The following is a 25,354-nucleotide window of genomic DNA, read 5'->3' as shown; positions in this document are numbered from 1 at the left end:
TCCCAGCGGGGCCGCGGCAGATACGGGCCCGCCGTCCGGGTACGAGGCACGTGCCCGTACCTTTGATGGTGTGTACCGGTTCCTGCTCACCCCGCGATGGTGGGGAATCAACGTCTTCGTCCTGCTGGCGATCCCCGTGTGCGTCTTCATGGGCAGCTGGCAGCTGAGCCGCTTCGAGGACCGCGTCGACACGCATCAGCAGCAGGAGGACCAGGCGGCCGACGCCAAGACCGCGGCCGCCCGCCCGCTGACGCAGCTGCTGCCCGTCGACAAGAACACCTCGGGCCGGCGCGCCACCGCGACCGGGCACTACGACGCCGGCCATCAGCTGCTCGTCCCCGGTCGGCAGCTCGGCGAGCGGACCGGCTTCTACGTGCTGACCATGCTGCGTACGGGCGGCGGCAAGGCGCTGCCCGTCGTACGCGGCTGGCTGCCGGGCGACGCGGACGCGAAGGCCGACGCGGCGAAGGTGCCGGCGCCGCCGCGCGGCGAGGTGACCGTCACCGGCGCGCTGCAGGCGTCGGAGAACCAGGGCACGAACGGCGTCCAGGCGGGCGGCGGCCTGCCGCAGGGCCAGCTCGGCATGATCAGCGCGGCGTCGCTGGTCAACATCGTGCCGTACGACGTGTACGACGCCTGGATCACGGTCTCGCACGCCCAGAGCCCGATGAAGGCCGTGCCGCCGGCCGCGGCCGAGGGCAGCGGACTCGACCTCAAGGCGTTCCAGAACCTCGGCTACACCGGCGAGTGGTTCGTCTTCGCGGGCTTCGTCCTCTTCATGTGGTTCCGCCTCTTCCGCCGCGAGTCCGAAGCGGCCCGGGATGCGGCGTTGGGGATTCCTGTGGACGAGATGGGGGCGGGAGTGGGGGCCGCGGGTGAGGCGGGGGCGGAGCCCGAGCCGGGGTCTGGTGCGGGCGGCCTTTCCGAGGGCGGGGCCGAGCGGAAGGTCTCTTCCGGGTCTTGACCGGTGGGGCGGGGGGCCTCCCCCCCCGCCCCCGCCCCCTCCCCTCCACCCCCTCGCCCCCTCACAAATTGGTCATACGTCCCCCAGGTACCGGCGGGCGAAGTCCAGTTCCAGGCGGAGCTGCTTGATGCGTTCCTCCACGACCAGGGAGCCGTGGCCCGCGTCGTAGCGGTAGACCTCGTGCGGGTGGTCGCGGTCCTTGAGGCGGTCGACGTAGTTCTCCACCTGGCGGATGGGGCAGCGTGGGTCGTTCACCCCGGCCGAGATGTACACCGGCGCGCGGACCGCGTCCACGTACGTCAGCGGGGACGACGCCTCGAACCGCTCCGGCACCTCCTCCGGCGTGCCGCCGAGAAGCGTGCGGTCCATCGCCTTCAGCGCCTCCATCTCGTCGTGGTACGCCGTGACGTAGTCCGCGACGGGGACCGCGGCCAGGCCCAGCGCCCAGGACTCCGGCTGGGTGCCGAGGCCGAGGAGCGTGAGGTACCCGCCCCAGGAGCCGCCGGAGAGCACGAGCTTGCGCGGGTCGGCGAGGCCGGACTCCACCGCCCAGTCGCGTACCGCGGCGATGTCCTCCAGCTCGATCAGGCCGACGCGGTGCTTGAGCGCGTCCGTCCACTCCCGGCCGTAGCCCGTCGAGCCGCGGTAGTTGACCCGTACGACCGCGAAGCCGTGGTCCACCCAGGCGGCCGGCGCCGAGGCGAAGGCGTCGCTGTCGTGCCAGGTCGGGCCGCCGTGGATGTCGAAGACGGTGGGGAACGGGCCCTCACCGGCCGGCTTCTGGATCAGGGCGTGGATGCGGCCGCCGGGGCCCTCGACCCAGGTGTCGGTCACGGGGACGGAGCCCGGAGCCTTCATCCCTGGCGGGTCGAGCACGACCGCGCCGCTCGTGGAGCGCACCTCCGGGGGCTGAGCCGCGGAGGACCACAGGAACTCCACCGTGCCGTCGGGGCGGGCCGTGGCGCCCGAGACCGTGCCCGTCGGGGTCTCGACGCGGGACAGCTCGCCGTCCTCGGGGACGTACTTCCACAGCTCGCCGCGGGCCTGGAACTCGTGCTCCACCAGCAGGGCCGAGCCGTCCGGGTACCAGTCGGCGCCGACGTCGCCGGGCAGCTCTATGGCGAGCGCGGTCTCCTCGCCGGTCAGCGGATTCCAGATCATCGGCTCCCAGCGGCCGCGGCGCTGATGGCCCACCAGCAGCCGGGCGTCGCCGTCGACCGGGGCGAAGCCCATCACCGACAGGCCCAGCTCCTCGGTGCCGCCCTTGGTGTCGTCCAGCTCGGCGACGGTGGAGCCGTCGGTGCGCACGACGCGGATCGCGGAGTGCATCGCGTCACCGTGCTCGGTGTGCTCGACGGCGATCAGCGAGCCGTCGTGGGAGAGGGCGCCGACGCCGGCCGACTCGCGGTGGCGGTAGATCTCCACCGGGTCCTGGCCGGGTCGGACGAGGTGGATCGTCGAGCCCTCTTCGTCGGTGGAGCGGCCGATGACGGCCGTGCCGTCGCGGCCGAGGGCGAGTCCGCCGGGGTAGGAGGGGGCGAGTCCGGGCGCGGCCGGCTCGTCCTCGCCGCCGCCGAACGGCTGGCGCATCCAGACGCCGAACTCGTCGCCGTCGGTGTCCGAGAACCACCAGATCCACTCGCCGTCGGGGGTGAGCGTCCCGTCCGTCGTGCCGTTCGGCCGGTCCGTGACCTGGCGCTGCTCACCGCTGGCCCGGTCCCACGCGTACAACTCGAAGGTGCCGGTGGCGTTGGACACGAACAGGGAGCGCGCGGGGGCGTCCTCGGCCCACTCGGGAAGGCCGACGCGCGGGGCCCGGAAGCGCTTTTCCCAGTCCGGCATGGACTCGGTGATGGCAGTGGTCTCGTCAGTCATGCGACCCATTCTGCGCCCGGCGAGGCACATCGCGCCGGGCCGACCGTTCGCCTGTGGAAAACTTTCGCCACGGGCATGACAGCGGCCTGGTCGGCAGCCCGTCCGCGGTCTTGTCGACGACCGTCCGCAGCACCGTCGGCGATCCGTCCGCCGTGCCGTCGGCGTCCCGCCCGTGGTGCCGTCAGGAGGCGGCCGCCGGGGCGTCGCGGGCTGCCAGTAGAGTGCGGCTCCGAACCCGCTCGATCTCCGAGGTAGCCGGCTGTGACCCCCGCCACGTCCCCACCCCCCACGCCACCGGCCGTGACCGTCGTCGGGATCGGAGCGGACGGGTGGGGCGGTATCCCGTCCGCCTCGCAGACCGTGCTGCGGGACGCGGACGTCGTCATCGGCGGGCCGCGCCAACTGGCCCTGCTGCCTGCGGAGTGCGCGGGGCGGCGAGTGGCCTGGCCGTCACCGCTGCGGCCCGCCGTGCCCGGGCTCCTCGCGGCGCACGCCGGGCAGAAGGTCGCGGTGCTGGCCAGCGGCGACCCCATGTTCTACGGCATCGGGCGGACGCTCACCGAAGTACTCGGCGACGGAGCCGTCGGCACCGACGCGCTGCGCATCCTGCCGCACCCCTCCTCCGTCTCCTACGCCTGCGCCCGGCTGGGCTGGCCGGTGGAGGAGACCGAGGTGGTCACGCTCGTCGGGCGGCCTGCCGCGCAGCTGTCCGCCGCCCTGCACGACGGCCGGCGGCTGCTCGTCCTCAGCGCGGGCCCCGGCACCCCCGCCGAGGTCGCCCGGCTCCTGGCGGACCAGGGCTTCGGGCCGAGCGGGATGCGGGTGCTCGAACAGCTCGGCGGCGAGCGGGAGCGCGTCCTGACCGGCACGGCCGAGGACTGGCCGCACCCGCCCGGGGACGCGCTGAACATCATCGCCCTGGAGTGCCGCCGCGCCCCGGATGCGCTGCGGCTGGGTGCCGTCCCCGGGCTGCCCGACGACGCGTACGAGCACGACGGCCAGCTGACCAAGCGTCACGTACGTGCCGCCACCCTCGGGGCGCTCGCGCCGGCCCCGGGCGAGCTGATGTGGGACATCGGCGGCGGCTCCGGTTCGATCGCCATCGAGTGGATGCGGACCCACCGTTCCTGCCGCGCCGTCTGCGTCGAGCGCGACCCCGTACGGGCCGAGCGCATCGGGCGCAACGCCGACCGGCTCGGCGTACCGGCCCTACGGGTCGTCACCGGCCCGGCCCCGGAGGCCCTGTCCGGCCTGCCGGTACCGGACGCAATCTTCATCGGCGGCGGGCTGACCAGCCCCGGGCTCCTCGCGGCCTGCTGGGACGCGCTGCCGCCCGGCGGCCGGCTGGTCGCCAACACCGTGACGCTGGAGTCCGAGGCGCTGCTCGCGGAGTGGTACCGGAAGCACGGCGGCGAGCTGGTACGGCTGGCCGTGGCGCACGCCGTACCGGTGGGCGGCTTCACCGGGTGGCGGCAGGCCATGCCGGTCACCCAGTGGGCCGTGCGCAAGGCCCCCGTAAGCGATGGCCGTTCCCAGGACAGCGGCCGCCCCGAAGGCACCGACTACGACGCACCCTCAGGAGACGACAGATGACCGTGTACTTCATCGGCGCGGGCCCCGGTGCCGCCGACCTGATCACGGTGCGCGGTGCCCGGACGCTCGCCGCCTCCCAGGTCTGCCTGTACGCGGGCAGCCTCGTACCCCGTGAACTGCTCGCCGAATGCCCGCCGGACGCCCGGCTGGTGGACACCGCGCAGCTGAACCTCGACGAGATCATCGCCGAGGTGATCAGCGCGCACGAGGCCGGGCACGACGTGGCCCGGCTGCACTCCGGCGACCCCTCGGTCTTCTCCGCGGTCGCCGAGCAGATGCGGCGGCTGGACGCCGCCGGTGTGCCCTACGAGGTGGTACCCGGCGTCCCGGCGTTCGCGGCGGCCGCCGCGGCGCTCAAGCGGGAGCTGACCGTGCCCACGGTCGGCCAGACGGTCATCCTCACCCGTATCGCGCAGCAGGCGACGGCGATGCCCGAGGGCGAGGACCTGGCCACCCTGGGGCGCAGCGGTGCCCTTCTGGTGCTGCACCTCGCCGCCCGGTATGCCGACCGGGTCGTCGAAGAGCTGCTGCCGCACTACGGTGCCGACTGTCCGGCCGCGGTCGTCGCGATGGCCAGTCGGCCCGACGAGCTCGTGCTGCGCGGCACCCTGGAGGACATCGCGGACCAGGTGAAGGCGGCAGGGATCGTCCGTACCGCCGTCATCATCGTCGGCCGCACGCTGGGCGCCGAGCAGTTCCGCGACAGCCACCTGTACTCGGCGGAGCGCGACCGCCACGTGTGCTGACGCGCGCAGGCCACGTGCCCCAGGAGGCCGTGCGTCAGCGCACCGTACTGCGCCCCACGACGTTTCCAGCCCGGTCGATACAGATGACGTCGACCGCCACGGGCGCGCCCCGCAGCACTTCGAGGGCCTGATCGCGGGCGGTGGCCGCCACCAGGTCGCCGAGGGCGACACCCGCGGCCGCGCACAGCTGGAGCGCGGCGAGGCCGGTGTTGGCCGCCGCGACCTCCGTGGCCAGCGCCTCGTCGGCGCCGCCCTGCCGGGCCAGTTCGGCGAGGAAGCCCTTGTCGACCTGGGAGCGCGCGGAGTGCAGATCCAGGTGGCCCGCGGCCAGCTTGGAGAGCTTGGCGAAGCCGCCGCAGATCGTGAGCCGCTCGACCGGGTGCCGGCGGATGTACTTCAGTACCGCGCCCGCGAAGTCGCCCATGTCCAGCAGGGCGTCCTCGGGCAGGCCGTACTCGGCCACCACCGTCTTCTCGGACGTCGAGCCGGTGCAGCCCGCCACATGCGTACGGCCGGCGGCCCTGGCCACGTCCACGCCGCGCCGGATCGAGTCGATCCAGGCCGAGCACGAGTACGGCACGACGATGCCGGTCGTCCCGAGGATGGACAGGCCGCCCAGGATGCCGAGCCGCGGGTTCCAGGTGGAGCGGGCGATCTCCTCGCCGTGGTCCACCGAGACGGTGAGTTCGACGTCCGCCTCGCCGCCCCCGTGGCGCGCGGCGACCTGTGTCAGGTGGTCGCGCATCATCTGGCGCGGTACCGGATTGATGGCCGGCTCGCCGACGTCGAGGGGGAGGCCGGGGCGGGTCACCGTACCCACGCCCGGTCCGGCCTTGAAGACCACGCCGGAGCCGGGCGGCAGGGCGCGCGCGGTGACGCGGACCAGCGCGCCGTGCGTGACGTCAGGGTCGTCGCCCGCGTCCTTGACCACGCCCGCCGTCGCGCGCCTGCCTGACGGCTCTCCAGGCGCCTTCCCGGGCCCGTCCTCGGCCAGCTCCTCGACCGCGAGCGCGAAGGCCGGTGTCTGGCCCTTGGGCAGCGTGATCGTCACCGGGTCGGGAAAGTCGCCGGTCAGCAGCGCGGTGTACGCGGCGGTGGCCGCCGCCGTCGCACAGGCGCCGGTCGTCCAGCCGGGCCGCAGACCGGTGTGCTTGAGTTGGGCGCTGCGCCCGCCACTCGCCTCACTCATGGAAGGTTCCGATGCACGCCGCGACGCACGTACTGATACTCGGCGGGACGACGGAGGCCCGCCGGCTCGCCGCGGCGCTGGTCGACGGCCCGCTCGCCGGCGGCGTCCGCGTGACGACCTCCCTCGCGGGCCGGGTCGCCCGCCCCGTGCTGCCGCCGGGCGAGGTCCGCATCGGCGGCTTCGGGGGTGCGCAGGGGCTGGCCCAGTGGCTGCGCGCGCACCAGGTGGACGTGCTCATCGACGCCACCCATCCTTTCGCCGGAACGATCAGTTTCAACGCGGCGACGGCCGCAGGCATGGCCCATGTTCCCCTGCTGGCGCTGCGCCGCCCCGGCTGGGTCCCCGGGGACGGCGACGACTGGCACTCGGCCGGGTCGCTCCAGGAGGCCGCCGCGCTCCTCCCGGACCTGGGCCGCCGGGTCTTCCTCACCACGGGCCGGATGGGCCTGGCCGCCTTCGCGGACCTCGCGGACCTTTGGTTCCTCATGCGGTCCGTGGACGCGCCCGAGGGCCCGTGCCCGCCGCGCATGGAGGTGCTGCTCGACCGCGGCCCGTTCACCCTGGAGGGCGAGCGGGCGCTGCTGCGCGAGCACCGGATCGACGTCGTGGTCACGAAGGACAGCGGGGGAGCGGCCACCGCGCCCAAGCTCACGGCGGCCCGTGAGGCCGGCGTCCCGGTGGTCGTCGTCCGCCGCCCGGCGGCCCCGGCCGGCGTCCCCGTCGCGGACGGCCCGGAACAGGCCGTCCGCTGGCTGGCGGAGCACATGGGCGGCGCGTTCCTCACGGAGGCGTGATCCCGGGGGCGCAGCTCCGAAAGAGACCGCCTGCCCCTGAAGGACGGCCGCTGCTCCCGAAGGACAGCCGCCGCCCCCGGAAGCCCGCCTCAGTCCTCCGGATACCGCCGCGGCGTCCACACGATCTGCTCGCCGTTCCCGCGCCGTACGGTCTGCGTCTGCGAGGAGCCGACGATCAGGAGGGTCCGCATGTCGACCTCGGCCGGGTCCAGGTCGGCCAGTCGTACGACGCGGACGCTCTCCTCCGGGCCGCCGATGTCGCGGCCCAGGATGACCGGGGTGTCCGGCGCGCGGTGCTCCAGGAGCAGCTCGCGGGCCTTGCCCACCTGCCACGTACGGCTGCGCGAACCGGGGTTGTACAGGGCGAGCACCAGGTCGGCGGCGGCCGCCGCGCGCAGCCGTTCGGCGATCACCTCCCACGGCTTGAGCCGGTCCGAGAGGGAGATCGTGGCGTAGTCGTGGCCGAGCGGGGCGCCCGCGCGGGCGGCGGCCGCGTTGGCCGCGGTCACGCCCGGCAGCACCCGTACGGGCACGTCCGCGTACGCCTCCTGCGCCGCCACCTCCAGCACGGCGGTGGCCATCGCGAAGACGCCGGGGTCGCCGCCGGAGACCACGGCGACGCGCCGCCCCCGCCGCGCCAGGTCCAGCGCGAACTCGGCGCGCTCGGACTCGACCTTGTTGTCCGAGCCGTGCCGCTCCTGCCCGGCCCGTACCGGCACCCGGTCCAGGTAGGTCGTGTAGCCGACCAGGTCGGTGGCGTTGTCGAGGGCGCCGCGCGACTCGGGCGTCAGCCAGGGAGCGCCGGCGGGGCCGGTGCCGACGACCGTCACCTCGCCGGTCTCCGGGACCGCGGGCCCGGTGTCCACGCGCGACGGCAGCACGGCCACTGAGAAGTACGGCACCGACTCCGGGTCCACGTCCGCCAGCGCCGCCGTGCGCTCGCCGTCCATGTACGCCCGCTCCACGTACCGCGCGTCCGCCAGCCGGCCGGTGCGCTCCAGGGCGCGGCGGACGGTCGGGAACGTACGGCCGAGCTTCATCACGACCGCCGAGTCGGCGGCGGCCAGCCGGGCCGTCAGCTCGTCCTCAGGCAGCGTGCCGGGCACGATCGTGAGGGTTTCCTCGGCCTCGACGAGCGGGGCGCCCAGGCGGGCCGCTGAGGCGCTCACCGAGGTGATCCCGGGGACCACCTCGGTGGGGTAGCGGTGCGCGAGCCGCTTGTGCATGTGCTGGTACGAGCCGTAGAAGAGCGGGTCGCCCTCGGCGAGTACGGCGACCGTGCGGCCCGCGTCGAGGTGCGCCGCCAGCCGGGCCGCGGCCTCTTCGTAGAAGTCGTTCAGCGCGCCCCGGTAGCCGCCGGGGTGGTCCGTCGTCTCGACCGTCACCGGGTAGCGCAGCAGCTCCTCGATGTGGTCGGGGCGCAGGTGCGGCTCGGCGATCGCCCGGGCGCGGGACCGGCCGTGCCGGGCGCTGTGGTACGCCACCACGTCCGCCTCCGCGATGGCCTGGACGGCCCGCAGGGTCATCAGGGACGGGTCGCCGGGGCCCAGCCCGACCCCGTACAGCTTCCCGGTGCCGCCGCTGTTCATAGAAGCGGCGCCGCTCTCCGTGGTGGTGCTCATTCCGCGGTGCTCGCAATCGCGTTGACGGCGGACGCGGCCATCGCGCTGCCGCCGCGCCGGCCCCGCACCACCAGGTAGTCCAGGCCCAGCGTGTTCGCCGCGAGGGCGTCCTTCGACTCGGCCGCGCCGATGAAGCCCACCGGTATGCCGAGGACGGCCGCCGGTCGCGGCGCGCCCTCCGCGATCATCTCCAGGAGGCGGAACAGGGCGGTCGGCGCGTTGCCCACGGCCACCACCGAGCCCGCCAGTAGGCCGCGGTCGCGCCAGAGCTCCAGCGCGGCGGCGCTGCGCGTGGTGCCCAGCTTCTCGGCCAGTTCGGGCACGCCCGGCTCCGAGAGGGTGCACACCACGTCGTTGTCGGCGGGCAGCCGCTTGCGGGTGACTCCGCTGGCGACCATCTGCGCGTCGCACAGGATGGGCGCGCCGTCGTGCAGCGCCTTACGGGCGCGGGCCACGACGTCCGGGGAGTACGCGAGGTCGCGGACGAGATCGGTCATGCCGCAGGCGTGGATCATCCGGACCGCGACCTGGGAGACGTCCGCGGGCAGCCCCGCGAGGTCCGCCTCCGCGCGGATGGTGGCAAAGGACTGGCGGTAGATCTCCGCCCCGTCCTTCTCGTAGTCGAACACGGTGCTCTCGCTCATCTCGTCACGCGTCAGAGGGGTGTGGGTGCAGGTCACTGCGTCAGAGGGGTGGTGCAGGCCGGCGCCGTACGTGCTGACGCTACGGCGGCGGCGAGTACGGCGGGTGCCGTCGGGGGAGTGGGCTCGGTCACGGTGGCGGGCGGCGGTTCCCCGGGTGACGCGCCGCGTACGGAGACGCGGTAGCCGTCCTGTTCGGCGACCACGTCCACCCAGTCGCCCTGCGGGTGGCCGCAGCGGCGCGCGCACCCCGACCAGTACACGGGCAGCCCGCCGCCCGTACCGAGTGCGGTGCCGGCATCGGCCCGTACGTCCGCAAGGGACTTGGCGCAGCCGGGGCGGCCGATGCAGGCGCCGACGCCGTACCAGGGGGAGGCCGGGTCGGTGATCAGTCCGGCCGCCGCCAGGTCCCGCAGCCGGTCGTCGGCGGCTGCGCGGTCCACCCCGGGCACGACCACGCCGCGCCACGGTGTCAGCCGTACTTCGCCGTCGCCGTCCGTACGGGCCACCTCGGCCAGCAGTCGCCACTGAGTGGCGGTCAGGCTCCCCAAGGGGGCGAGGACGGACAGCGCCCGGTGGTCGTCGGGGCCGTCGACGATCCCGGGGGCGGGCGCTGCGCCTGTAGGCAGCGAGACACTCGCCACATACGTGCAGGGGATACCGGCCGCCTCCAGTAGGCGGGCCGTCGCGCGCACCAACGGGCCCGCGCCGTCCGGCAGATCGCGTACCCGCCACGCGCGGGATTGGCCCTCCGCCGCCTCCAGGAAGGCCTCGGCCGCGAACAGCGCGGCCCGAGGAGCGTCGGCGCCGCGCACCCGAAGGGCACCATCCGCGCCCCCGATGTGCAGCAGCGCGCCACCAGAAGCGGCGCCCGCCGCACCCGAGGCGATCAATGTCACATCAGCCCCCAGCGAAGCGACATCCCCGCGCCCGTCGTCCAGCGCGAACAGGAAGCGCCCCGAGAGCGCGGTCGCGGCCTCGCTCGCGCACAACAGGCCGTCCAGCGCGCGCAACCAGGGGCGTACGTCCGCGTCTCCGGTGCCGTCGAGGCCGGAGAGCGGGGAGGCGACGATGTTGCGTACCCGCTCATGACGGTACGAAGGCAGCAGTCCGGCCGCGTCGAGCAAGCCCGCCAGGGCCCCGCCGCAGTCGCCTTCCAGGCCGCGCAATTGCACATTCCCGCGCGAGGTGAGGTGCAGCGTGCCGTCCCCGAGGCGGACCGCCGCGTCGGCCAGCGCGGCCGCCTGAGCGGCGGTCAGTACGCCGCCGGGCACCCGGACGCGGGCCAGCGCACCGTCGTCCGCCATGTGCAGCCGCAAAGTGCCCGGGCAGGCGTCGAGACGAACCGGTATGGGGGGTTCGTCCCGAGGTGGAGGGTTGGTCGCCGTGGGCATGGCGGCGAGCATACCGATCCCGTCCCGGGCGTCCGCCCGAGCGGGAGGCCGCCGCCCGCCCGAGCCGGAGACCGGGCGTCCGCCCCACGCTCGGGGCGCGGCCCTTACTATGCTCACGGCGGGCCATCCGGTCCGTCACCCTCGCCGGCGACGGCGACAAGGGAGGAAGCCCGGTGCGAATCCGGCGCGGTCCCGCCACTGTGACCCCGGCCCCCACGGCCGGGTGAGCCAGGAACTCCCTTTCCCGAGCTCGCGCTTCCGCGCGCGCAAAGGGAAATCCATTCCGACACCGCCCGGGGCGCGGACCCCGAGGAAGGCCCGACGCCGCATGCTGCATTCCTCCGGGGAGCCGAACCCCGAGACCCGCCGGATCCTGCTCCTGTCGACCTCCGACACGGACCTGCTGAGCGCCCGCGCGGCGAGCGGCCCCGTCGGCTACCGCTTCGCCAACCCCGCCCGGCTGGACCTGGCTGACCTGCCCGCCCTGCTCGACGGCTGCGACCTGGTCGTCGTGCGCCTCCTCGGCGGCATCCGCGCCTGGCAGGAGGGCCTGGACCAGCTGCTCGCGGACGGCCGCCCGGTCGTCGTACTCACCGGCGAACAGGCCCCCGACGCGCAGCTGATGGCTGCCTCCACCGTCCCGGTAGGCATCGCCGCCGAGGCGCACGCGTACCTCGCGCACGGAGGCCCCGCCAACCTGGAGCAGCTCGCCCGCTTCCTGTCCGACACCGTGCTGCTGACCGGCCACGGCTTCGAGGCGCCGGCCGCCGCGCCCTCCTGGGGGCCGCTGGAGCGCACCGCCCGTAAGGACGTTGCCACGGACGCCCCCACGGTTGCGGTGCTCTACTACCGCGCTCACCACATGAGCGGGAACACCGCCTTCGTGGACGCGCTGTGCGGCGCCATCGAGGACGCGGGCGCCCGCCCGATGCCGCTGTACGTCGCCTCCCTGCGGGCCCCCGAGCCGGAGCTCATCGAAGAGCTGCGCGCCGTCGACGTGATCGTCACCACGGTGCTCGCGGCAGGCGGCACCAAGCCCGCGACGGCCTCGGCCGGCGGCGACGACGAGTCCTGGGACGCGGGCGCCCTCACCGGCCTCGACGTACCGGTCCTGCAGGCGCTGTGCCTCACCGGTTCGCGTACGGACTGGGAGGAGAACGACGAGGGCGTCTCGCCGCTGGACGCGGCCAGCCAGATCGCCGTGCCCGAGTTCGACGGCCGCCTGATCACCGTGCCGTTCTCCTTCAAGGAGATCGACGAGGACGGGCTCCCGGCGTACGTCGCCGATCCGGAGCGCGCGGCGCGCGTCGCCGGCATCGCCGTCCGGCACGCCCGGCTGCGCCACATCGCGCCCGCCGACAAGCGTGTGGCGCTCGTACTCTCCGCCTACCCGACCAAGCACTCCCGCATCGGCAACGCGGTCGGCCTGGACACCCCCGCCTCCGCCGTCGAACTGCTGCGCCGCCTCCGGGAGGAGGGCTACGACTTCGGGCCCGAGGAGGAGATCCCGGGCCTGGTCTCCGGTGACGGCGACGAGCTGATCCGCGCGCTCATCGAGGCCGGCGGCCACGACCAGGACTGGCTCACCGAGGAGCAGCTGGCCCGCAACCCCGTCCGTATCCCGGCCGCCGACTACAAGCGCTGGTACGCGACCCTCCCCGCCGAGCTGCGCAAGTCCGTCGAGGAGCACTGGGGCCCGGCGCCCGGCGAGATGTTCCTCGACCGCAGCCGCAACCCCGAGGGCGACATCGTGCTCGCGGCCCTGCGCCGCGGCAACCTGCTGATCCTCATCCAGCCGCCGCGCGGCTTCGGCGAGAACCCGATCGCCATCTACCACGACCCCGATCTGCCGCCCTCGCACCACTACTTGGCGGCCTACCGCTGGATCGCCGCCGCTGCCGAGGACGGCGGCTTCGGCGCCGACGCCATGATCCACCTGGGCAAGCACGGCAACCTGGAGTGGCTGCCCGGCAAGAACGCGGGCCTCTCCGCCGCCTGCGGCCCGGACGCGGCCCTCGGCGACCTGCCGCTCATCTACCCGTTCCTGGTCAACGACCCGGGCGAGGGGACCCAGGCCAAGCGCCGTGTCCACGCCACCCTCGTGGACCACCTCGTCCCCCCGATGGCCCGCGCCGACTCGTACGGCGACATCGCGCGCCTGGAGCAGCTGCTCGACGAGTACGCGCAGATCTCCTCCATGGACCCGGCCAAGCTGCCCGCGATCCGCGCGCAGATCTGGACCCTCATCCAGGCCGCCAAGCTCGACCACGACCTGGGCATGGAGGACCGCCCGGACGACGACGGCTTCGACGACTTCCTGCTGCACGTCGACGGCTGGCTCTGCGAGGTCAAGGACGCGCAGATCCGCGACGGCCTGCACGTACTGGGCGGCGCGCCGACCGGCGCCCCGCGCGTCGACCTGGTCCTCGCGATCCTCCGCGCCCGCCAGATCTGGGGCGGTACGTCCGCGCTGCCGGGCCTGCGGGAGGCGCTCGGGCTGGACGAGTCGGCGGCGACCCGTACGACCGCGGACGCGGCCGAGGAGCAGGCGCGCGCCCTCGTACAGGCGATGGAGGACGCGGGCTGGGACCCGGCCGCGGTGGCCGACGTGGCCGCCGACCACGGGCCGCAGGTCGCCGACATCCTCGACTTCGCGGCCCGCGAGGTCGTTCCCCGCCTCGCCGGCACCACCGCCGAACTCGACCACGTCGTACACGCCCTGAAGGGCGGCTTCGTACCGGCAGGCCCGTCCGGCTCGCCGCTGCGCGGCCTGGTCAACGTCCTGCCGACCGGCCGCAACTTCTACTCCGTCGACCCCAAGGCCGTCCCCTCCCGCCTCGCCTGGGAGACCGGCCAGGCCCTCGCCGACTCGCTCCTGGAGCGGTACCGCACCGACAACGGCGACTGGCCCACCTCCGTTGGCCTGTCCCTGTGGGGTACGAGCGCGATGCGCACCGCGGGCGACGACGTAGCCGAGGCCCTCGCGCTGCTCGGCGTCCGCCCCGTCTGGGACGACGCCTCGCGCCGCGTGACCGGCCTGGAGCCGATCCCGCTCGACGAGCTGGGCCGCCCGCGTATCGACGTCACCCTGCGCATCTCCGGCTTCTTCCGGGACGCGTTCCCGCACACCATCGGGCTGCTGGACGACGCCGTACGCCTGGTCGCGGGCCTCGACGAGCACGCCGACCAGAACTTCGTACGCGCGCACGCCCAGGCCGACCTGGCCGAGCACGGCGACGAACGCCGCGCCACCACCCGTATCTTCGGCTCCCGCCCGGGGACGTACGGCGCGGGCCTGCTCCAGCTCATCGACTCCCGCGACTGGCGTACGGACGCCGACCTCGCCGAGGTCTACACGGTGTGGGGCGGTTACGCCTACGGGCGCGGCCTCGAAGGCTGCCCGGCGCGCGAGCAGATGGAGACGGCCTACAAGCGCATCGCCGTCGCCGCGAAGAACACCGACACCCGCGAGCACGACATCGCGGACTCGGACGACTACTTCCAGTACCACGGCGGCATGGTGGCCACCGTACGGGCGCTGCGGGGCACCGCCCCCGAGGCGTACATCGGCGACTCCACCCGCCCTGAGACGGTGCGCACGCGCACCCTCGTGGAGGAGACCTCGCGCGTCTTCAGGGCGCGCGTCGTGAACCCCAAGTGGATCGAGGCGATGCGCCGCCACGGCTACAAGGGCGCGTTCGAGCTGGCCGCGACGGTCGACTACCTCTTCGGGTACGACGCCACGACCGGCGTCGTCGCCGACTGGATGTACGACAAGCTCACCCAGGCGTACGTGCTGGACCCGGAGAACCGCGCGTTCCTCCAGGAGGCCAACCCCTGGGCCCTGCACGGCATCGCCGAGCGCCTCCTGGAGGCGGAGTCGCGCGGCATGTGGGCCGAGCCCGACCCCGCCGCTCTCGAAGCGCTCCGCGAGATCTTCCTGGAGACGGAGGGCGAGCTGGAGGGCGAGGGCTGAGGCCCACCCCTTCCGGTCACTTACGGGCGCCGCGTCGGACCTCCCCGGTCTCACCGGGCGGGTTCCGGCGCGGCGGTGCCGGTTCAGCGGCGAGGCCGGTTCAGGAGGACCAGCAGGCCGCAACACAGCACCGCCAGTACCGCGGCGCCGGCCAGGAGGCGCGGCATCGGGAAGCTGCCGCCGAGCGTGCTGAGCAGCAGCGGCGCGAACATCCCGAGGTAGGCGAGGCTCCAGAAGTACGCGGTGAGGCGGGCCAGTCCGGCCGGCGCCGCGAGGGCGGCGGCGGTGCCGAGCCCGTACGTGAGGACCAGCCCGTACCCCGCGCCCAGCACCGCCCCGGCGACCAGGCCGAGCACCGGCTGCTGGTGCGCGGCGGCCGGCCCGGCGAGGCCGAAGCCCCCGGCCGTCACCAGCAGCCCGGCGACCGCGGTGCGCAGCCGACTGCGCAGACTCAGCCGGCGGGCCAGCGGCTGCACCGCCACCCCCGCACCGGGCACGACGGCGGTCGCCACCCCCGCGTACACCACCTCCCAGCCGCGCAGCCCCCCGTCCACCAGCCCGGGCAGCGTCGCAAACCCGACCATCGGCCCGGCAAAGACCCACGGCGCCATCGGCAACACGGCACGCCAGAAACCGGGGCGTGCGATGGGGGGATGAGCGCCGGTACGGCCATCAGTACGCCTGGGGGCTGTGCCCGCGGCGGTACGCCCGGAAGTCGTGCCTCGGGCGGTACGTCCAGCGCCGCTGGCCGGACAGGTCTCCGGACAGGTCTCCGGACTCCTCCGGGCCAGCCCCCACGCGAGTACCACCAACACCACATGCGGCACATAGGCGAGCACCATCGGGTGCGGCGCCCACTGGGCGATCAGCGCGGCGGCGAGCCCGCCCGAGGCGAAGCCCAGCGAGACGAAGACGCCGGAGCGCCGGGCGGCCACCGTCTCCGCGCCCGCGGGCGCGTACGGCGGCGAGGAGAGCTCCTTCACCCAGGCCCCGCCGGCCGCCAGCAGCGCCCCGGCGCTGATCCCGGTGAGCAGCCGCCCGGGGCCCAGCCAGAACGCCGAGCCGGCGCCGGGCATCAGCAGCAGCGTGGCCACCGCATTGAGGGCGAGCGCGCCGAGCGCCACCGGACGCCGCCCGAACCGGTCGGAGAGTGGGGCGGCAGCGAGCAGCCCCGGTATCAGCCCCACCGCGTACACCGCGAGCAGCGCGTTGACCGCGGCGTCCGACAGCCCCGCACCGGCCCGGTACGCGCCGAGCAGCGCGGCGAACTGGTTGGCGCTCCACCCCGAGGCGGTCATCATCAACGCCGTCCGCAGCCCGTACCGGCGAGGGACGCGCGGCGCGGCGGCGGGCGGTGCGCAGGCGGCCGCTGTCCTGGCAAATGCGTTATTACTGGCATTAGTGGTATCGATACTGGTCACGAAACCCTTTGTACGAGCCACCGCCCACTCCCCGCCGCCCGCCTTCACGATTCGTGAACGGCCCCCCGCGCCGACCGCGACCGCGCCGTACCCTGGGCGAACATGGACCTCCGGCTGCTCCCGTCATTCCTGGCCGTCGTCGAGGAACGGCACTTCGGCCGGGCGGCGGCCCGCCTCTTCCTCTCGCCGCCCGCCGTCACGCAGCACATCCGCCGCCTGGAGAGCGAACTGGGCACCCCGCTGCTGCACCGCAACCCGGTCCGGCCGACCGCCGCCGGCGTACGCCTCGCCGAGCACGCCCGCACGCTGCTGGCCGCGGCGGACGCGGCGGTCGAGGACGTCCACGAGGCGGTGCGCCGGGAGCGCGAGGCGACCACGCGTCCGCTGCGCGTCGGCATCATGGGGCACGGCTCGGCGGAGATCACCCCGGCCGCGGTGAACGCTTACCGCAGGGCGCGCCCCGAGGTCCCCGTGGAAGTGACCCAGCTCAACTTCACCGAGCACGTCACGGCGCTCGTCGAGGACCGGGTGGACCTGGCCTTCATCCGCCCGATGCCCGACGACGACCGGCTGGTGGGTGACGTACTCCTCACCGAACAGCGCATCGTGGTCGTCCCCGAGTCCACGCAGCTCGCCGACGCCCGCACCGAGGGCGTACGCGTCGCCGACCTGGCCGCCCTCCCGATCTTCCGGGTCCCCGACCACACGCCGGCGATCTTCAAGGAGTACCTCTACTTCGGCAACGAGGCCGCCCGCCGCGGCCGCAGCATCGCCCTCACCCCGCAGGAAGTCCTCACCGGCGTCCTCACCGGCCACGGCGCCGGCTCCGGCCTCCACTCCTTCGCCCGCTACTACAACTGGCCCGGCGCCGTCTTCGTCCCGGTCCTGGACGCGCCCCACGAGTCCAGCCACCTCGCAGCCCGCGCCGACGACCCCAACCCCGAGGTGGCCGTCTTCCGAGCCCTCACCACCACCCTCGCCCGCGAACTGGCCCCCCGCATCAACAAGATGCCCCTGCCGTGACCCCCGCCCCCGAAAAAATCACCGCCGGACTCCCTTACCCCGCCCGCAGTTTCGGGAAATACAGCTAGGGCCTGGCCCTCAGTGAGGACCAGTGTTGAGAGCCGAGGAGTTTGGAGTCCCCCAGACGCGCCGCTACGCCGTGCTGATCGCGCGACGCCACGGGACGGCAGCGCTCCCCAAAGCCACGCATCAGCCGTATCGCACGAATACCTCCGGTGCTCCGGCCGACCCCACACTTCCGCCATGCGTGACTTGGGCGAGACACTGGACCGACCCGAGCCGTTCCTCGTGGTCTCCAACTACGGCGGCGGTGGAAATCCCAAAGCCCGGCCCCGGCGCACCTCTGCAGAACCGGCCTTCACCGTCACCGGCAAGATCTTCCGCTGTCGGGTCATGACCGAAGATGGCACCGAGGACCTGGACCGCCTATCTACCTCCGAAGCAGGCCAGCTTCAAAGCTTCTCTGCTAACCACCCCTGGGCGGGCAATGACAAAGCCCAACAGATCGGCAACGCCACCCCACCGCTCCTGGCTGCACACGTCCTCACCGCCGCGCTAGTTTGAGGCCACTCGCCCGTATGCGCCCGCGCCGGCAGAATGCTGTTGTGCCCCAAGCTAACCCTTCCTCCGTGGCCGTTTCCGACCGCATGAGCCGGCAGAGCTCCCGCGACGCCGCTCCCGAGGTTGCGGTCCGACGACTCCTGCACGCGGCGGGCCTGCGCTACCGGGTGAACCTTCCGGTCCCCGGCGTGCCCCGTCGCAGAATCGACATCGCCTTCACCAAGGCCAAGATCGCCGTCTTCTTCCCCGGCTGCTTTTGGCACGGATGTCCCGAGCACAAAACACGACCGAAGCAAAACGCAGAGTGGTGGCGAGCCAAACTGGACAAGAACATGGCTCGCGGACGGGCGAGACCGGCGCGAAGTTGGTCGATGTGGCGAGACGCGCAGGCGTTTCCACCGGCACCGTGTCCAACGTCCTCAACCGGTCGGACGTCGCAGCCGAAGCCACCGGGGCACGAGTACGGGAGGCCGTCGAGGCTCTCGGGTTCACGCGTGGCGGGGGCGCCGTCGACCAAGTCGAGCACTCGCGACTGAACGGGTTCGCCACCTGGCTCTTCACACCGGCGGTCTCCGGCTGGTACCCGAAGAAGGCTCCGCAGGAAGCGCGGCCCGTGCCAGTGCTCGCCGACCCCTGGCCGGGTGTGCCGGCGCGGGGGAGAGGAGCACAGGCGCGCGCGGACTCCTGCTGGGTGCCGATCGCGAAGGGGCTGACGCCTCACGGACTGCGCCACACGCACAAGACGCGCATGGAAGGGTTCCGCACCCCGCCGAAGCTGATGGACGAGCGCATGGGACACCTAGACGGGTCGGTGCAGGCACGCTACACGCACATCACCCGAGAGATGCGTGAGGAACTATTGGAGAATCTCACACCCGGGAGTGGGAGGCCTCCCTTGAAGCCCGGCTCATAATGTCGCCCACGTCACCCGTGGCTGTGCTCAATGAACTCTTGCAAGAGCGACGGAGAGTCCGCGTGTAGGCGCTTTTACGGGAAGTGTTCCAAGATCTCCTCGTCCTTCCTTTAGCGGAGCAATCTCCAACGCGTTAGGGGCATCATAGAATGATGCCCCTAGAGGTGAGCGTCCACTCTGTAGTCAACGGGAAATCATAAAGCCGGTGAATTGAGTCCATACAGTGCTGGAAGTTCGCTAGCCGCTCTGGCGAAGATGCGTCGAAGCCAAGAATTCTGAGTAAACCTCTGCTCCCACATACCTTCTGGCTCATCATGAGCATCGAATAGGTGGCTCCAGCGGTATTTTGCGGGCTCCGGCGCGCCAGAAGCGATGGGCGCACCGTATTCATTTACAGTGATCGGGTCGGGTCGGAGTTGATCCACGATCCAAGCGACCTCATCTCGCAGCGGAGACAGGGGGCGGCGGCCAAACAAGGTAATTCCCTCAATCGTCTCCAGTGGCTCGAGGGTGGGGGCATAAATCCCTACGGGCAGATCAGGGGACAAGAGTAAATCGACCTGACCGTCGATCAGAAATGCCCGCTGGGAATCCCCGGCTTCGGCGAGGCGTTGCGCTACACCCGCAAGGCGATCCACGGTCCGCTCTCGCTCAACTGAGATCGATTGCAAAGACTGCTGCGCGGATAGCCTTGCTTCGGGATCTTCATCCTGCTCATCCTCCATCAGGATTTCGGGCAACCTCGTTCTCTCAAGAAGATCCGTTGCAATGAATGACAGTGCGTCTACTGTCTCCCGAAGAGTGGGATCCTGCCACCAACGCTGATTGGCACCCATCATTTCTCGTATCCAGTGTAAACTCCGGTGGACCTCATGCATATCTTCGTCCCCGAAACCTGTCGGCAGCTTCATGACGAAATTTGGGTTGTCCCGGTAGGGGAGGAATAGCTGCCAATAGGCCCACGCGTGCGACGCGATCAGGCGACCGAGCCTATTACGCGCTACTTCGTGCATTGCCTGGTGCTGTTCCTCATCGCGTCGGCGCTCGGACGCCACCCGACGAGCCTCAATGCCTCGCTCGATAGCAGCAACAGCAATGCTGACGATCAAGCCTGTCAGCAAGGCAGAACCTAGTCCGGTGCGCGCTGCATCGTCGAACGGCGCAGATATGACAAACGCGAGCCCGATCACTCCTAAGACGACAGCGCCGAACACGAATAGGTGTCCACGTCTCTCCGCGATCCACCCTAGTGACCTACGGAGACGATCCGGAGAATTCACACGAGCACCCCCCGTCGATGGATCGAAACCAGTGGGGCTGTTGTTTTTTATGCGCTCCAGAGAGTGCACATCTCAACAGAACCTCATGGTGGCTAATACTCCTATTCTGGCGCAACTGCAAGTCGATCGGCGCGGGCGAGCGCGGCAGGCAGCAGCGCAGTTGCGCCCATAGTCTGCACCGCTGATTTGCCAACGACGCCCGGGGCATAACGCACATACCAGCGTGCCAGGTCTCGCTTGATCCGGTGAAGAGCAGCAGTCACGCGGGCTCCCGAGTTGGTGGATGTCTGCGGGCACCGGGCTTACGCGCGGTCGATGGGGACGGCGCCTGTTCAAGAACACCACGCGAGCGGAGCGGGACCGGCTGGTCGCCGAGCTGCTCGACCTTCCTGGCTACAGCCGCCATCAGAAGTCGACGGGTGGTCGCCCGACCACCGTCGTGAGCTATGCGGGCTGAGCGCGGTAAGGCAACGAAGGGTGGTGAGCCCGTTGGCCTGCGCTAACAGCAGATCGGTAAGGGGAGTGGTTAGCGGGGCGGTAAGCCGCCTGTTCGCCGGGCCTGCACTTATCGCCCCGGTTCCCGACTCCCTTACCGCCTCTAAGAAGGCCCAGGTCAGACGGCTTACCGTCCTTACCTCTCTTATCGCCCAGCCAAAGGACCGTCCTCGCCTGTTCAGATTCCCGGAGAGGTGACATGAGCTCGCACCAGATGAGTCAAGACCTTCCTCAGCTCTACCCGGCCTTTGACGTTGTTGAAGTACTCGGTTGCTCGGAGTGGTGGGTGAAGGAACAAGCGCGGCGGCGTCGGATTCCGTTCATCAGGAGCGGCAGCGGCTACCGCTTCACGAAGGATCACGTACAGGAGATCCTCCACATCCTTGAAGAGCGGCCTGAACGCATGGGCACTCCGCAGACCGGCGCGAGCGCGCCGACTCGGCGAACGCACGCTGCGCGCACCGCCCCTGTGGCGCAGCTTCGGGCCCGTCGCCCGCGGCGGTGCCGCGACGCAGCTTGAGAACACAAGACCGCGATGGGTGGGAACTGCGAGCAGCGGTTCCCACCCATCACCTTTCCTGAAGGAGACCATGGGATTCGCTGAGAACCGCAGGACGTACTGGCGCGGCCGGTACAAGATCTCGACCGGTAAGTACGGCACGGTGGTCGACGACGGCGGGGAAGTCATCCGCTTCCGCACCAAGCGAGAAGCGAAGCGCGCGGCCGATGCAGAAGAAGCGAAAGTCCGAGCCGGTAACTGGAGGGACCCGGCAGCCGGTCAGATCACCTTCGGCGACTACGCGTCGCGGTGGTACGCGGCTCAGGATCTTGCCGCATCCACGATGCAGAACTACCGCCGCCATCTTGAGGAGCACCTGCTCCCCGAGTTCGAGGACCGCACTCTCGCATCGATCCAGCGGTCTGATGTCGAGGCATGGGAGAAGCGGGAGAAGGCCCTGTACGCGGCGTCCAGCGTCAAGACGTGGCGCGGCACCCTGCATCTGGTGCTCGAAGACGCGGTCGACGAAGGACTCATCAGCGCCAATCCGGCCACCAAGCGTAGGGGGCGGGGCAAGCGTGCTGGCCGTTCCCGTGACCGAGGGCCGGAGAAGGTGATCACCGATCCGCTCGGCATCCTGCTGACTGCCGAGCGGGCATCGCTCCTCTCTGGCCGCGATGACGAGTTCGTAGGGTGCGTCACGAAGGGGTACACCGGCGTTCGCTGGGGCGAGCTGGTCGGATTGGAAACGGAGTTCCTACGACCGCAGGCGATCCGCGTCGAGTGGCAGCTCTACGAGCTCGACACAGGGGTGTTCGAGCGCTGCCCTCCGAAGGACGACAGCTACCGCACGGTCGACACGCCGCCCTTCCTCTCCGCCCTCCTGTCCAGGCAGGTGGCCCGGACGCAGCCGACGCCCTGCCCGTGCCACGGCAGGACCTACACCTTTCGTGGGCAAGGCATATCGCGGACCGGAGAGACCGGAGCGAAGGTCGTGGACGTGGCAAGGCGCGCCGGCGTTTCCACCGGCACCGTGTCCAACGTCCTCAACCGGCCCGACATCGTGGCCGAGGAGACGAAAGCGCGGGTCTGGGAAGCCATCACCGCACTCGGCTTCACTCGCGGCGGGGGATCGGTGGACCAGGCAGCCCACTGGCGCAGGAACGGCTTCGCTACATGGTTGTTCACGCCGGCCGCCTCCGGCTGGTATCCGAAGAAGGCTCCGCAGGAGGCACGCCCCGTGCCGCTGCTCGGCGACCCGTGGCCGGGCGTACCGGCGCGGGGGAGGGGAGCGCAGGGGCGCGCTGACGCGTGCTGGCTGCCGATCGCCAAAGGGCTGACGCCTCACGGGCTTCGGCACACTCACAAGACGCTAATGGAGGAGCTGCGTACGCCTACAAAGCTGATGGACGAGCGAATGGGGCATATGGACGGCTCGGTTCAGGCTCGGTACAGCCACATCACGCGGCAGATGCGTGAGGATCTGATGGCCGGGCTGACCGGGATGTGGGAGGCGGCGCTGGATGCGCGGCTGGCGATGTGTCCTACCTCACTGGTAGCCGTGCTCAATGATCTGCTGCGGGAGCGCCTGACGGGGCGTCGGTAACGGGGCGCTGGGAGGCGGATTCCAAGATCTTCTCCCAGGTCTCTCCCAACAAGGCCCTGGAAACCACTCAGCCCTGGTCTTCCTTATCGGAGGACCAGGGCTGAGTGGTGTTTCTTCAGTCGGGGTGGCGGGATTTGAACCCACGACCTCTTCGTCCCGAACGAAGCGCGCTGCCAAGCTGCGCTACACCCCGAAGCAACGAGCTCTACTTTAGCGGACCGATCCCCGAACGTGAAATCCGGTATCCGGGGCGCGGGGGAGTGGGCCTGAACTGGTCGATTGCGAGGAGGGCGGTGGCGAGGAGGGAGAGGGCCAGGAAGGCGAGGAGGGCGTGGAGCAGGACGGTCGGGTAGCCGTGGGTGGCGGGGTTCAGGAGGGGCCAGGGGTAGCGGCCGGGAGTGCCCGGGGTGAGGAGGGCGCCGCGGAGGAGGGCGAAGAGGAGGTAGAGGACCGGGTAGGCGAGCCACTGCCAGGTGTGGCGGAGGCGGTACTGGCGCGGGGTGGTCAGGAGGAGCCAGTCCAGTACGGCGCCGAGCGGGACGGCCGTGTGCAGGAGCTGGTCGGCGACGGTGCCGGTGGGGGAGGACGCGTCGGGGAGGGTGGAGCCGCCGGCGCCGGGCTGCGCGAGGTGCGTGTGACGGAGGAGCGCGGCGGCGAGTACGTAGAGGAGGAGCGCGCCGGTGATCCGGGGGGAGACGGGGCGGCGGCCGCTCCCGATGCGGTATGCGGACCACAGGGCGCAGAGCGCGAAGGCGGCGCCGGCCTGGACGGAGAAGTCGCTGAGTACGCGCGGCAGGTCGGCGGAGAGGCCGATTTCCAGGGCGACGCCGGTGGCCGCGGCCGCGGCGAGCAGGACGCGGAGGACGGCGGCGAGCGGGCGGCGGGCGTGCGGCGCGACCGCGGAGGACGGGGTGAGCGCCGAGGCGCCGGCCGGGCCGGTCGCGTAATGCGAGGAACGGGTGGGGTCGGACCGGGTCGGGTCGATCATCCCTCCACGCTAGACCGGATATGAGGGGATCGGGGACGGTACGGCCCCCGAAGGGGAAGCTTCGGGGGCCGTCGGTCAGGCCCGTTCCGTCAGCGTCAGCAGCGTCGCCTCGGGCGGGCAGGCGAAGCGGACGGGGGTGTAGCGGTTGGCGCCGCAGCCGGCGGAGACGTGCAGGTAGGAGGTGTGCTCGCCGGCGGTGTGGGTGGAGAGGCCCTTGACCCGGCCGGTGTCCAGGTCGCAGTTGGTGACCAGCGCGCCGTAGAAGGGGATGCACAGCTGGCCGCCGTGGGTGTGCCCGGCGAGGATCAGCGGGTAGCCGTCCGCGGTGAAGGCGTCCAGGGAGCGCAGGTACGGCGCGTGCACGACGGCGAGGGAGAGGTCGGCGCCCTCCTCGGGGCCGCCGGCCACCTCGGCGTACCGGTCGCGCTTGATGTGCGGGTCGTCCAGGCCGGTCAGCGCGATCTCGATGCCCTCGAGCTTCAGGCGGCCGCGGGTGTTGGACAGGCCCACCCAGCCCGCCGCGTCGAAGGCGTCCCGCAGCTCTTCCCACGGGTTGTGGACGACGCCGACGGCGGGTGCGTTGCCGTTCAGACCGTGCCGGCCCTGGACCTTTTCGATCAGGTAGCGGGCGGGGTTGCGCAGCTTCGGTCCGTAGTAGTCGTTCGAGCCGAAGACGTACGTGCCCGGGAACTCCATCAGCGGGCCGAGCGCGTCCAGTACCTCCGGTACCCCTTCGGTATCGGAGAGGTTGTCGCCGGTGTTGACGACGAAGTCGGGGCGGAGGCCGGCCAGGGACTGCAGCCAGCGCTGCTTCTTGCGCTGACCGCTGACCATGTGGATGTCGGACACCTGCAGGACCCGCAACGGGCGCATGCCGCGCGGGAGTACGGGCACCGTCACCCGCCGCAGCCGGAAAGAACGGGCCTCGATTCCGGCGGCATAGGCGAGGCCGGCCGCGCCGACCGCCGTGAGGGACAGGGGTACTCCGTATCGCGCGCGCATGGCCCCCATCGTGGCAGAGAGCGGGGTACGGGAGCATCACGGGGCCGGATGATCTTGCGCTGCAGGACGTTCCCGTACGGGCACGAGCCGCTCCCCGAAGGGGCTCCGGCTCGATAACTCCGCGCAGTACCCGCCCCGCCCTGGCAAACTTGGGTCATGACCACGCTCAAGACGAAGCTGCAGGACGACCTCACCGCAGCGATCAAGGCGCGCGACGAGCTGCGCTCCTCCACCCTCCGCCTCACGCTCACCGCGATCCAGAAGGAGGAGGTCGCGGGGACCGAGGCCCGCGAGCTGTCGGACGGCGAGGTCGAGAAGATCATCGCGCGCGAGGCGAAGAAGCGCCGCGAGGCCGCCGAGGCGTTCGAGAAGGGCGGCCGGGCCGAGCAGGCGGCGCGTGAGCAGGCCGAGGGCGAGGTGCTCGCCGACTACCTCCCCAAGCAGCTCACGGACGACGAGCTGGAGCAGCTGGTCGCCGAGGCGGTGGCGGAGGCCAAGGGCAGCGGCGCCGAGGGGCCGAGGGCCATGGGTGCCGTCATGAAGATCGTGAACCCGAAGGTCGCGGGCCGCGCCGAGGGCGGCCGGGTGGCGGCAACGGTGAAGAAGCTGCTCGCGGGCTGAGTGGGCTGAGCGGGCTGAGTGGGCTGAACGGGCTGAACGGGCTGAGCGGGCTGAGCGAGCTCGGCGGGCCGACCGCGCATTGATGTGAAAAGGGGCGCCCCCTTGGTGGGAGGCGCCCCTCTCGCGATCTCTCACGCGGTTCGGCCGGGAC

General features: G+C 71.8%; 18 protein-coding genes, 1 tRNA gene, 2 pseudogenes and 1 riboswitch. Of the genes and pseudogenes, 11 read left to right on the top strand and 10 right to left on the bottom strand.

All coding sequences use genetic code 11. The features are described from left to right. The first annotated feature begins 70 nt into the window (after nt 1-70). A complete protein-coding gene (locus AB0I82_RS23080; RefSeq protein WP_363259231.1) occupies nt 71-964 on the top strand; it encodes an SURF1 family protein in 894 nt (297 codons plus the stop codon). A 72-nt stretch (nt 965-1,036) separates the two neighbouring features. Here AB0I82_RS23080 and AB0I82_RS23075 read toward each other — a convergent pair whose 3' ends face one another. After that, on the bottom strand, nt 1,037-2,806 hold the full coding sequence (locus tag AB0I82_RS23075) for a prolyl oligopeptidase family serine peptidase (protein ID WP_363259642.1): 1,770 nt from the start codon (nt 2,804-2,806) through the stop codon (nt 1,037-1,039). A gap of 294 nt (nt 2,807-3,100) precedes the next feature. Here AB0I82_RS23075 and cbiE point away from each other — a divergent pair, with 294 nt between their 5' ends. Then, nucleotides 3,101-4,432, top strand: a complete 1,332-nt coding sequence (gene cbiE, locus AB0I82_RS23070) for a precorrin-6y C5,15-methyltransferase (decarboxylating) subunit CbiE (RefSeq protein ID WP_363259230.1) — start codon at nt 3,101-3,103, stop codon at nt 4,430-4,432. Next, the gene (gene cobM, locus AB0I82_RS23065; protein WP_363259229.1) at nt 4,429-5,178 is read left to right on the top strand and encodes a precorrin-4 C(11)-methyltransferase; all 750 of its coding nucleotides are present in this window, start codon (nt 4,429-4,431) and stop codon (nt 5,176-5,178) included. Before cbiE ends, cobM begins: the two co-directional genes overlap by 4 nt. Nucleotides 5,179-5,212: 34 nt before the next feature. Here the strand turns inward: cobM and AB0I82_RS23060 are convergent, their stop codons facing one another. Then, complete coding sequence (locus AB0I82_RS23060; RefSeq protein ID WP_363259228.1) at nt 5,213-6,367, bottom strand: cobalt-precorrin-5B (C(1))-methyltransferase; 1,155 nt, start codon at nt 6,365-6,367, stop codon at nt 5,213-5,215. Nucleotides 6,368-6,378: 11 nt separating this feature from the next. On the opposite strand from AB0I82_RS23060, the gene AB0I82_RS23055 reads away from it, so the two are divergent. Beyond that, nucleotides 6,379-7,161, top strand: a complete 783-nt coding sequence (locus AB0I82_RS23055; protein WP_363259227.1) for a cobalt-precorrin-6A reductase — start codon at nt 6,379-6,381, stop codon at nt 7,159-7,161. An 89-nt stretch (nt 7,162-7,250) separates the two neighbouring features. On the opposite strand, the gene AB0I82_RS23050 is transcribed toward AB0I82_RS23055, so the two are convergent. From AB0I82_RS23050 to cobG, 3 genes are read right to left on the bottom strand one after another with little or no spacing between them, the layout of a single operon-like run. Further along, nucleotides 7,251-8,750, bottom strand: coding sequence for a precorrin-2 C(20)-methyltransferase (locus tag AB0I82_RS23050; protein ID WP_363259226.1), 1,500 nt, complete (start codon nt 8,748-8,750; stop codon nt 7,251-7,253). A gap of 29 nt (nt 8,751-8,779) precedes the next feature. After that, nucleotides 8,780-9,427 carry a precorrin-8X methylmutase gene (locus AB0I82_RS23045; RefSeq protein ID WP_363259225.1) on the bottom strand — a complete coding sequence of 216 codons (648 nt, stop codon included), beginning with the start codon at nt 9,425-9,427 and terminating at the stop codon, nt 8,780-8,782. Nucleotides 9,428-9,459: 32 nt separating this feature from the next. Beyond that, nucleotides 9,460-10,830: a precorrin-3B synthase gene (gene cobG, locus AB0I82_RS23040; protein WP_363259224.1), complete on the bottom strand. Its 1,371-nt coding sequence runs from the start codon at nt 10,828-10,830 to the stop codon at nt 9,460-9,462. Nucleotides 10,831-10,980: 150 nt separating this feature from the next. Continuing rightward, nucleotides 10,981-11,056: riboswitch (cobalamin riboswitch) on the top strand. Nucleotides 11,057-11,146: 90 nt separating this feature from the next. Here cobG and cobN point away from each other — a divergent pair. Then, nucleotides 11,147-14,794: a cobaltochelatase subunit CobN gene (gene cobN / locus AB0I82_RS23035; RefSeq protein ID WP_363259223.1), complete on the top strand. Its 3,648-nt coding sequence runs from the start codon at nt 11,147-11,149 to the stop codon at nt 14,792-14,794. A gap of 83 nt (nt 14,795-14,877) precedes the next feature. On the opposite strand, the gene AB0I82_RS23030 is transcribed toward cobN, so the two are convergent. Then, entirely contained in the window at nt 14,878-16,095 is a 1,218-nt protein-coding gene (locus AB0I82_RS23030) for an MFS transporter (RefSeq protein ID WP_363259222.1), read from the bottom strand. Between the two features lie 222 nt (nt 16,096-16,317). Between AB0I82_RS23030 and AB0I82_RS23025 the strand changes: the two genes are divergently transcribed. The 4 genes and pseudogenes from AB0I82_RS23025 to AB0I82_RS23010 all read left to right on the top strand — a co-directional run. Next, nucleotides 16,318-17,238, top strand: a complete 921-nt coding sequence (locus AB0I82_RS23025) for a LysR family transcriptional regulator (RefSeq protein ID WP_363259221.1) — start codon at nt 16,318-16,320, stop codon at nt 17,236-17,238. A gap of 243 nt (nt 17,239-17,481) precedes the next feature. Beyond that, complete coding sequence (locus AB0I82_RS23020; protein WP_363259220.1) at nt 17,482-17,802, top strand: hypothetical protein; 321 nt, start codon at nt 17,482-17,484, stop codon at nt 17,800-17,802. 83 nt (nt 17,803-17,885) lie between these two features. Continuing rightward, nucleotides 17,886-18,146: pseudogene (locus tag AB0I82_RS23015) on the top strand (very short patch repair endonuclease); the annotation flags it as partial. An 8-nt stretch (nt 18,147-18,154) separates the two neighbouring features. Further along, nucleotides 18,155-18,780: pseudogene (locus tag AB0I82_RS23010) on the top strand (LacI family DNA-binding transcriptional regulator); the annotation flags it as partial. Between the two features lie 126 nt (nt 18,781-18,906). Here AB0I82_RS23010 and AB0I82_RS23005 read toward each other — a convergent pair. Further along, nucleotides 18,907-19,926 carry a hypothetical protein gene (locus tag AB0I82_RS23005; RefSeq protein WP_363259219.1) on the bottom strand — a complete coding sequence of 340 codons (1,020 nt, stop codon included), beginning with the start codon at nt 19,924-19,926 and terminating at the stop codon, nt 18,907-18,909. Nucleotides 19,927-21,077: 1,151 nt separating this feature from the next. On the opposite strand from AB0I82_RS23005, the gene AB0I82_RS23000 reads away from it, so the two are divergent. Then, a complete protein-coding gene (locus AB0I82_RS23000) occupies nt 21,078-22,592 on the top strand; it encodes a LacI family DNA-binding transcriptional regulator (RefSeq protein ID WP_363259218.1) in 1,515 nt (504 codons plus the stop codon). A gap of 119 nt (nt 22,593-22,711) precedes the next feature. On the opposite strand, the gene AB0I82_RS22995 is transcribed toward AB0I82_RS23000, so the two are convergent. The 3 genes from AB0I82_RS22995 to AB0I82_RS22985 all read right to left on the bottom strand — a co-directional run bounded on the left by AB0I82_RS22995 (nt 22,712) and on the right by AB0I82_RS22985 (nt 24,582). Beyond that, a tRNA-Pro gene (locus AB0I82_RS22995) sits at nt 22,712-22,785 on the bottom strand. A 12-nt stretch (nt 22,786-22,797) separates the two neighbouring features. Continuing rightward, nucleotides 22,798-23,580, bottom strand: a complete 783-nt coding sequence (locus tag AB0I82_RS22990) for a Pr6Pr family membrane protein (RefSeq protein WP_363259217.1) — start codon at nt 23,578-23,580, stop codon at nt 22,798-22,800. A 75-nt stretch (nt 23,581-23,655) separates the two neighbouring features. Further along, nucleotides 23,656-24,582, bottom strand: a complete 927-nt coding sequence (locus AB0I82_RS22985) for a metallophosphoesterase (protein ID WP_363259216.1) — start codon at nt 24,580-24,582, stop codon at nt 23,656-23,658. Nucleotides 24,583-24,738: 156 nt separating this feature from the next. On the opposite strand from AB0I82_RS22985, the gene AB0I82_RS22980 reads away from it, so the two are divergent. Next, the gene (locus AB0I82_RS22980; RefSeq protein WP_363259215.1) at nt 24,739-25,203 is read left to right on the top strand and encodes a GatB/YqeY domain-containing protein; all 465 of its coding nucleotides are present in this window, start codon (nt 24,739-24,741) and stop codon (nt 25,201-25,203) included. Nucleotides 25,204-25,354 lie beyond the last annotated feature (151 nt).

Source organism: Streptomyces sp. NPDC050315, from assembly GCF_040655775.1.
Classification (GTDB): Bacteria; Actinomycetota; Actinomycetes; order Streptomycetales; family Streptomycetaceae; genus Streptomyces.
Note: the sequence above shows the minus strand (reverse complement) of the source record. Positions and strands in the feature narration are given on the sequence as shown.

Bases quoted from the DNA above. Each gene is read 5' to 3' on its own strand.
- AB0I82_RS23075 (WP_363259642.1), bottom strand. From the start codon at position 2,806: ATGCCGGACTGGGAAAAGCGCTTCCGGGCCCCGCGCGTCGGCCTTCCC.
- cobM (WP_363259229.1), top strand. From the start codon at position 4,429: ATGACCGTGTACTTCATCGGCGCGGGCCCCGGTGCCGCCGACCTGATC.
- AB0I82_RS23060 (WP_363259228.1), bottom strand. From the start codon at position 6,367: ATGAGTGAGGCGAGTGGCGGGCGCAGCGCCCAACTCAAGCACACCGGT.
- AB0I82_RS23055 (WP_363259227.1), top strand. From the start codon at position 6,379: ATGCACGCCGCGACGCACGTACTGATACTCGGCGGGACGACGGAGGCC.
- AB0I82_RS23050 (WP_363259226.1), bottom strand. From the start codon at position 8,750: ATGAACAGCGGCGGCACCGGGAAGCTGTACGGGGTCGGGCTGGGCCCC.
- AB0I82_RS23045 (WP_363259225.1), bottom strand. From the start codon at position 9,427: ATGAGCGAGAGCACCGTGTTCGACTACGAGAAGGACGGGGCGGAGATC.
- cobG (WP_363259224.1), bottom strand. From the start codon at position 10,830: ATGCTCGCCGCCATGCCCACGGCGACCAACCCTCCACCTCGGGACGAA.
- cobN (WP_363259223.1), top strand. From the start codon at position 11,147: ATGCTGCATTCCTCCGGGGAGCCGAACCCCGAGACCCGCCGGATCCTG.
- AB0I82_RS23030 (WP_363259222.1), bottom strand. From the start codon at position 16,095: ATGATGACCGCCTCGGGGTGGAGCGCCAACCAGTTCGCCGCGCTGCTC.
- AB0I82_RS23025 (WP_363259221.1), top strand. From the start codon at position 16,318: ATGGACCTCCGGCTGCTCCCGTCATTCCTGGCCGTCGTCGAGGAACGG.
- AB0I82_RS23020 (WP_363259220.1), top strand. From the start codon at position 17,482: ATGCGTGACTTGGGCGAGACACTGGACCGACCCGAGCCGTTCCTCGTG.
- AB0I82_RS23000 (WP_363259218.1), top strand. From the start codon at position 21,078: ATGGGATTCGCTGAGAACCGCAGGACGTACTGGCGCGGCCGGTACAAG.
- AB0I82_RS22990 (WP_363259217.1), bottom strand. From the start codon at position 23,580: ATGATCGACCCGACCCGGTCCGACCCCACCCGTTCCTCGCATTACGCG.
- AB0I82_RS22985 (WP_363259216.1), bottom strand. From the start codon at position 24,582: ATGCGCGCGCGATACGGAGTACCCCTGTCCCTCACGGCGGTCGGCGCG.
- AB0I82_RS22980 (WP_363259215.1), top strand. From the start codon at position 24,739: ATGACCACGCTCAAGACGAAGCTGCAGGACGACCTCACCGCAGCGATC.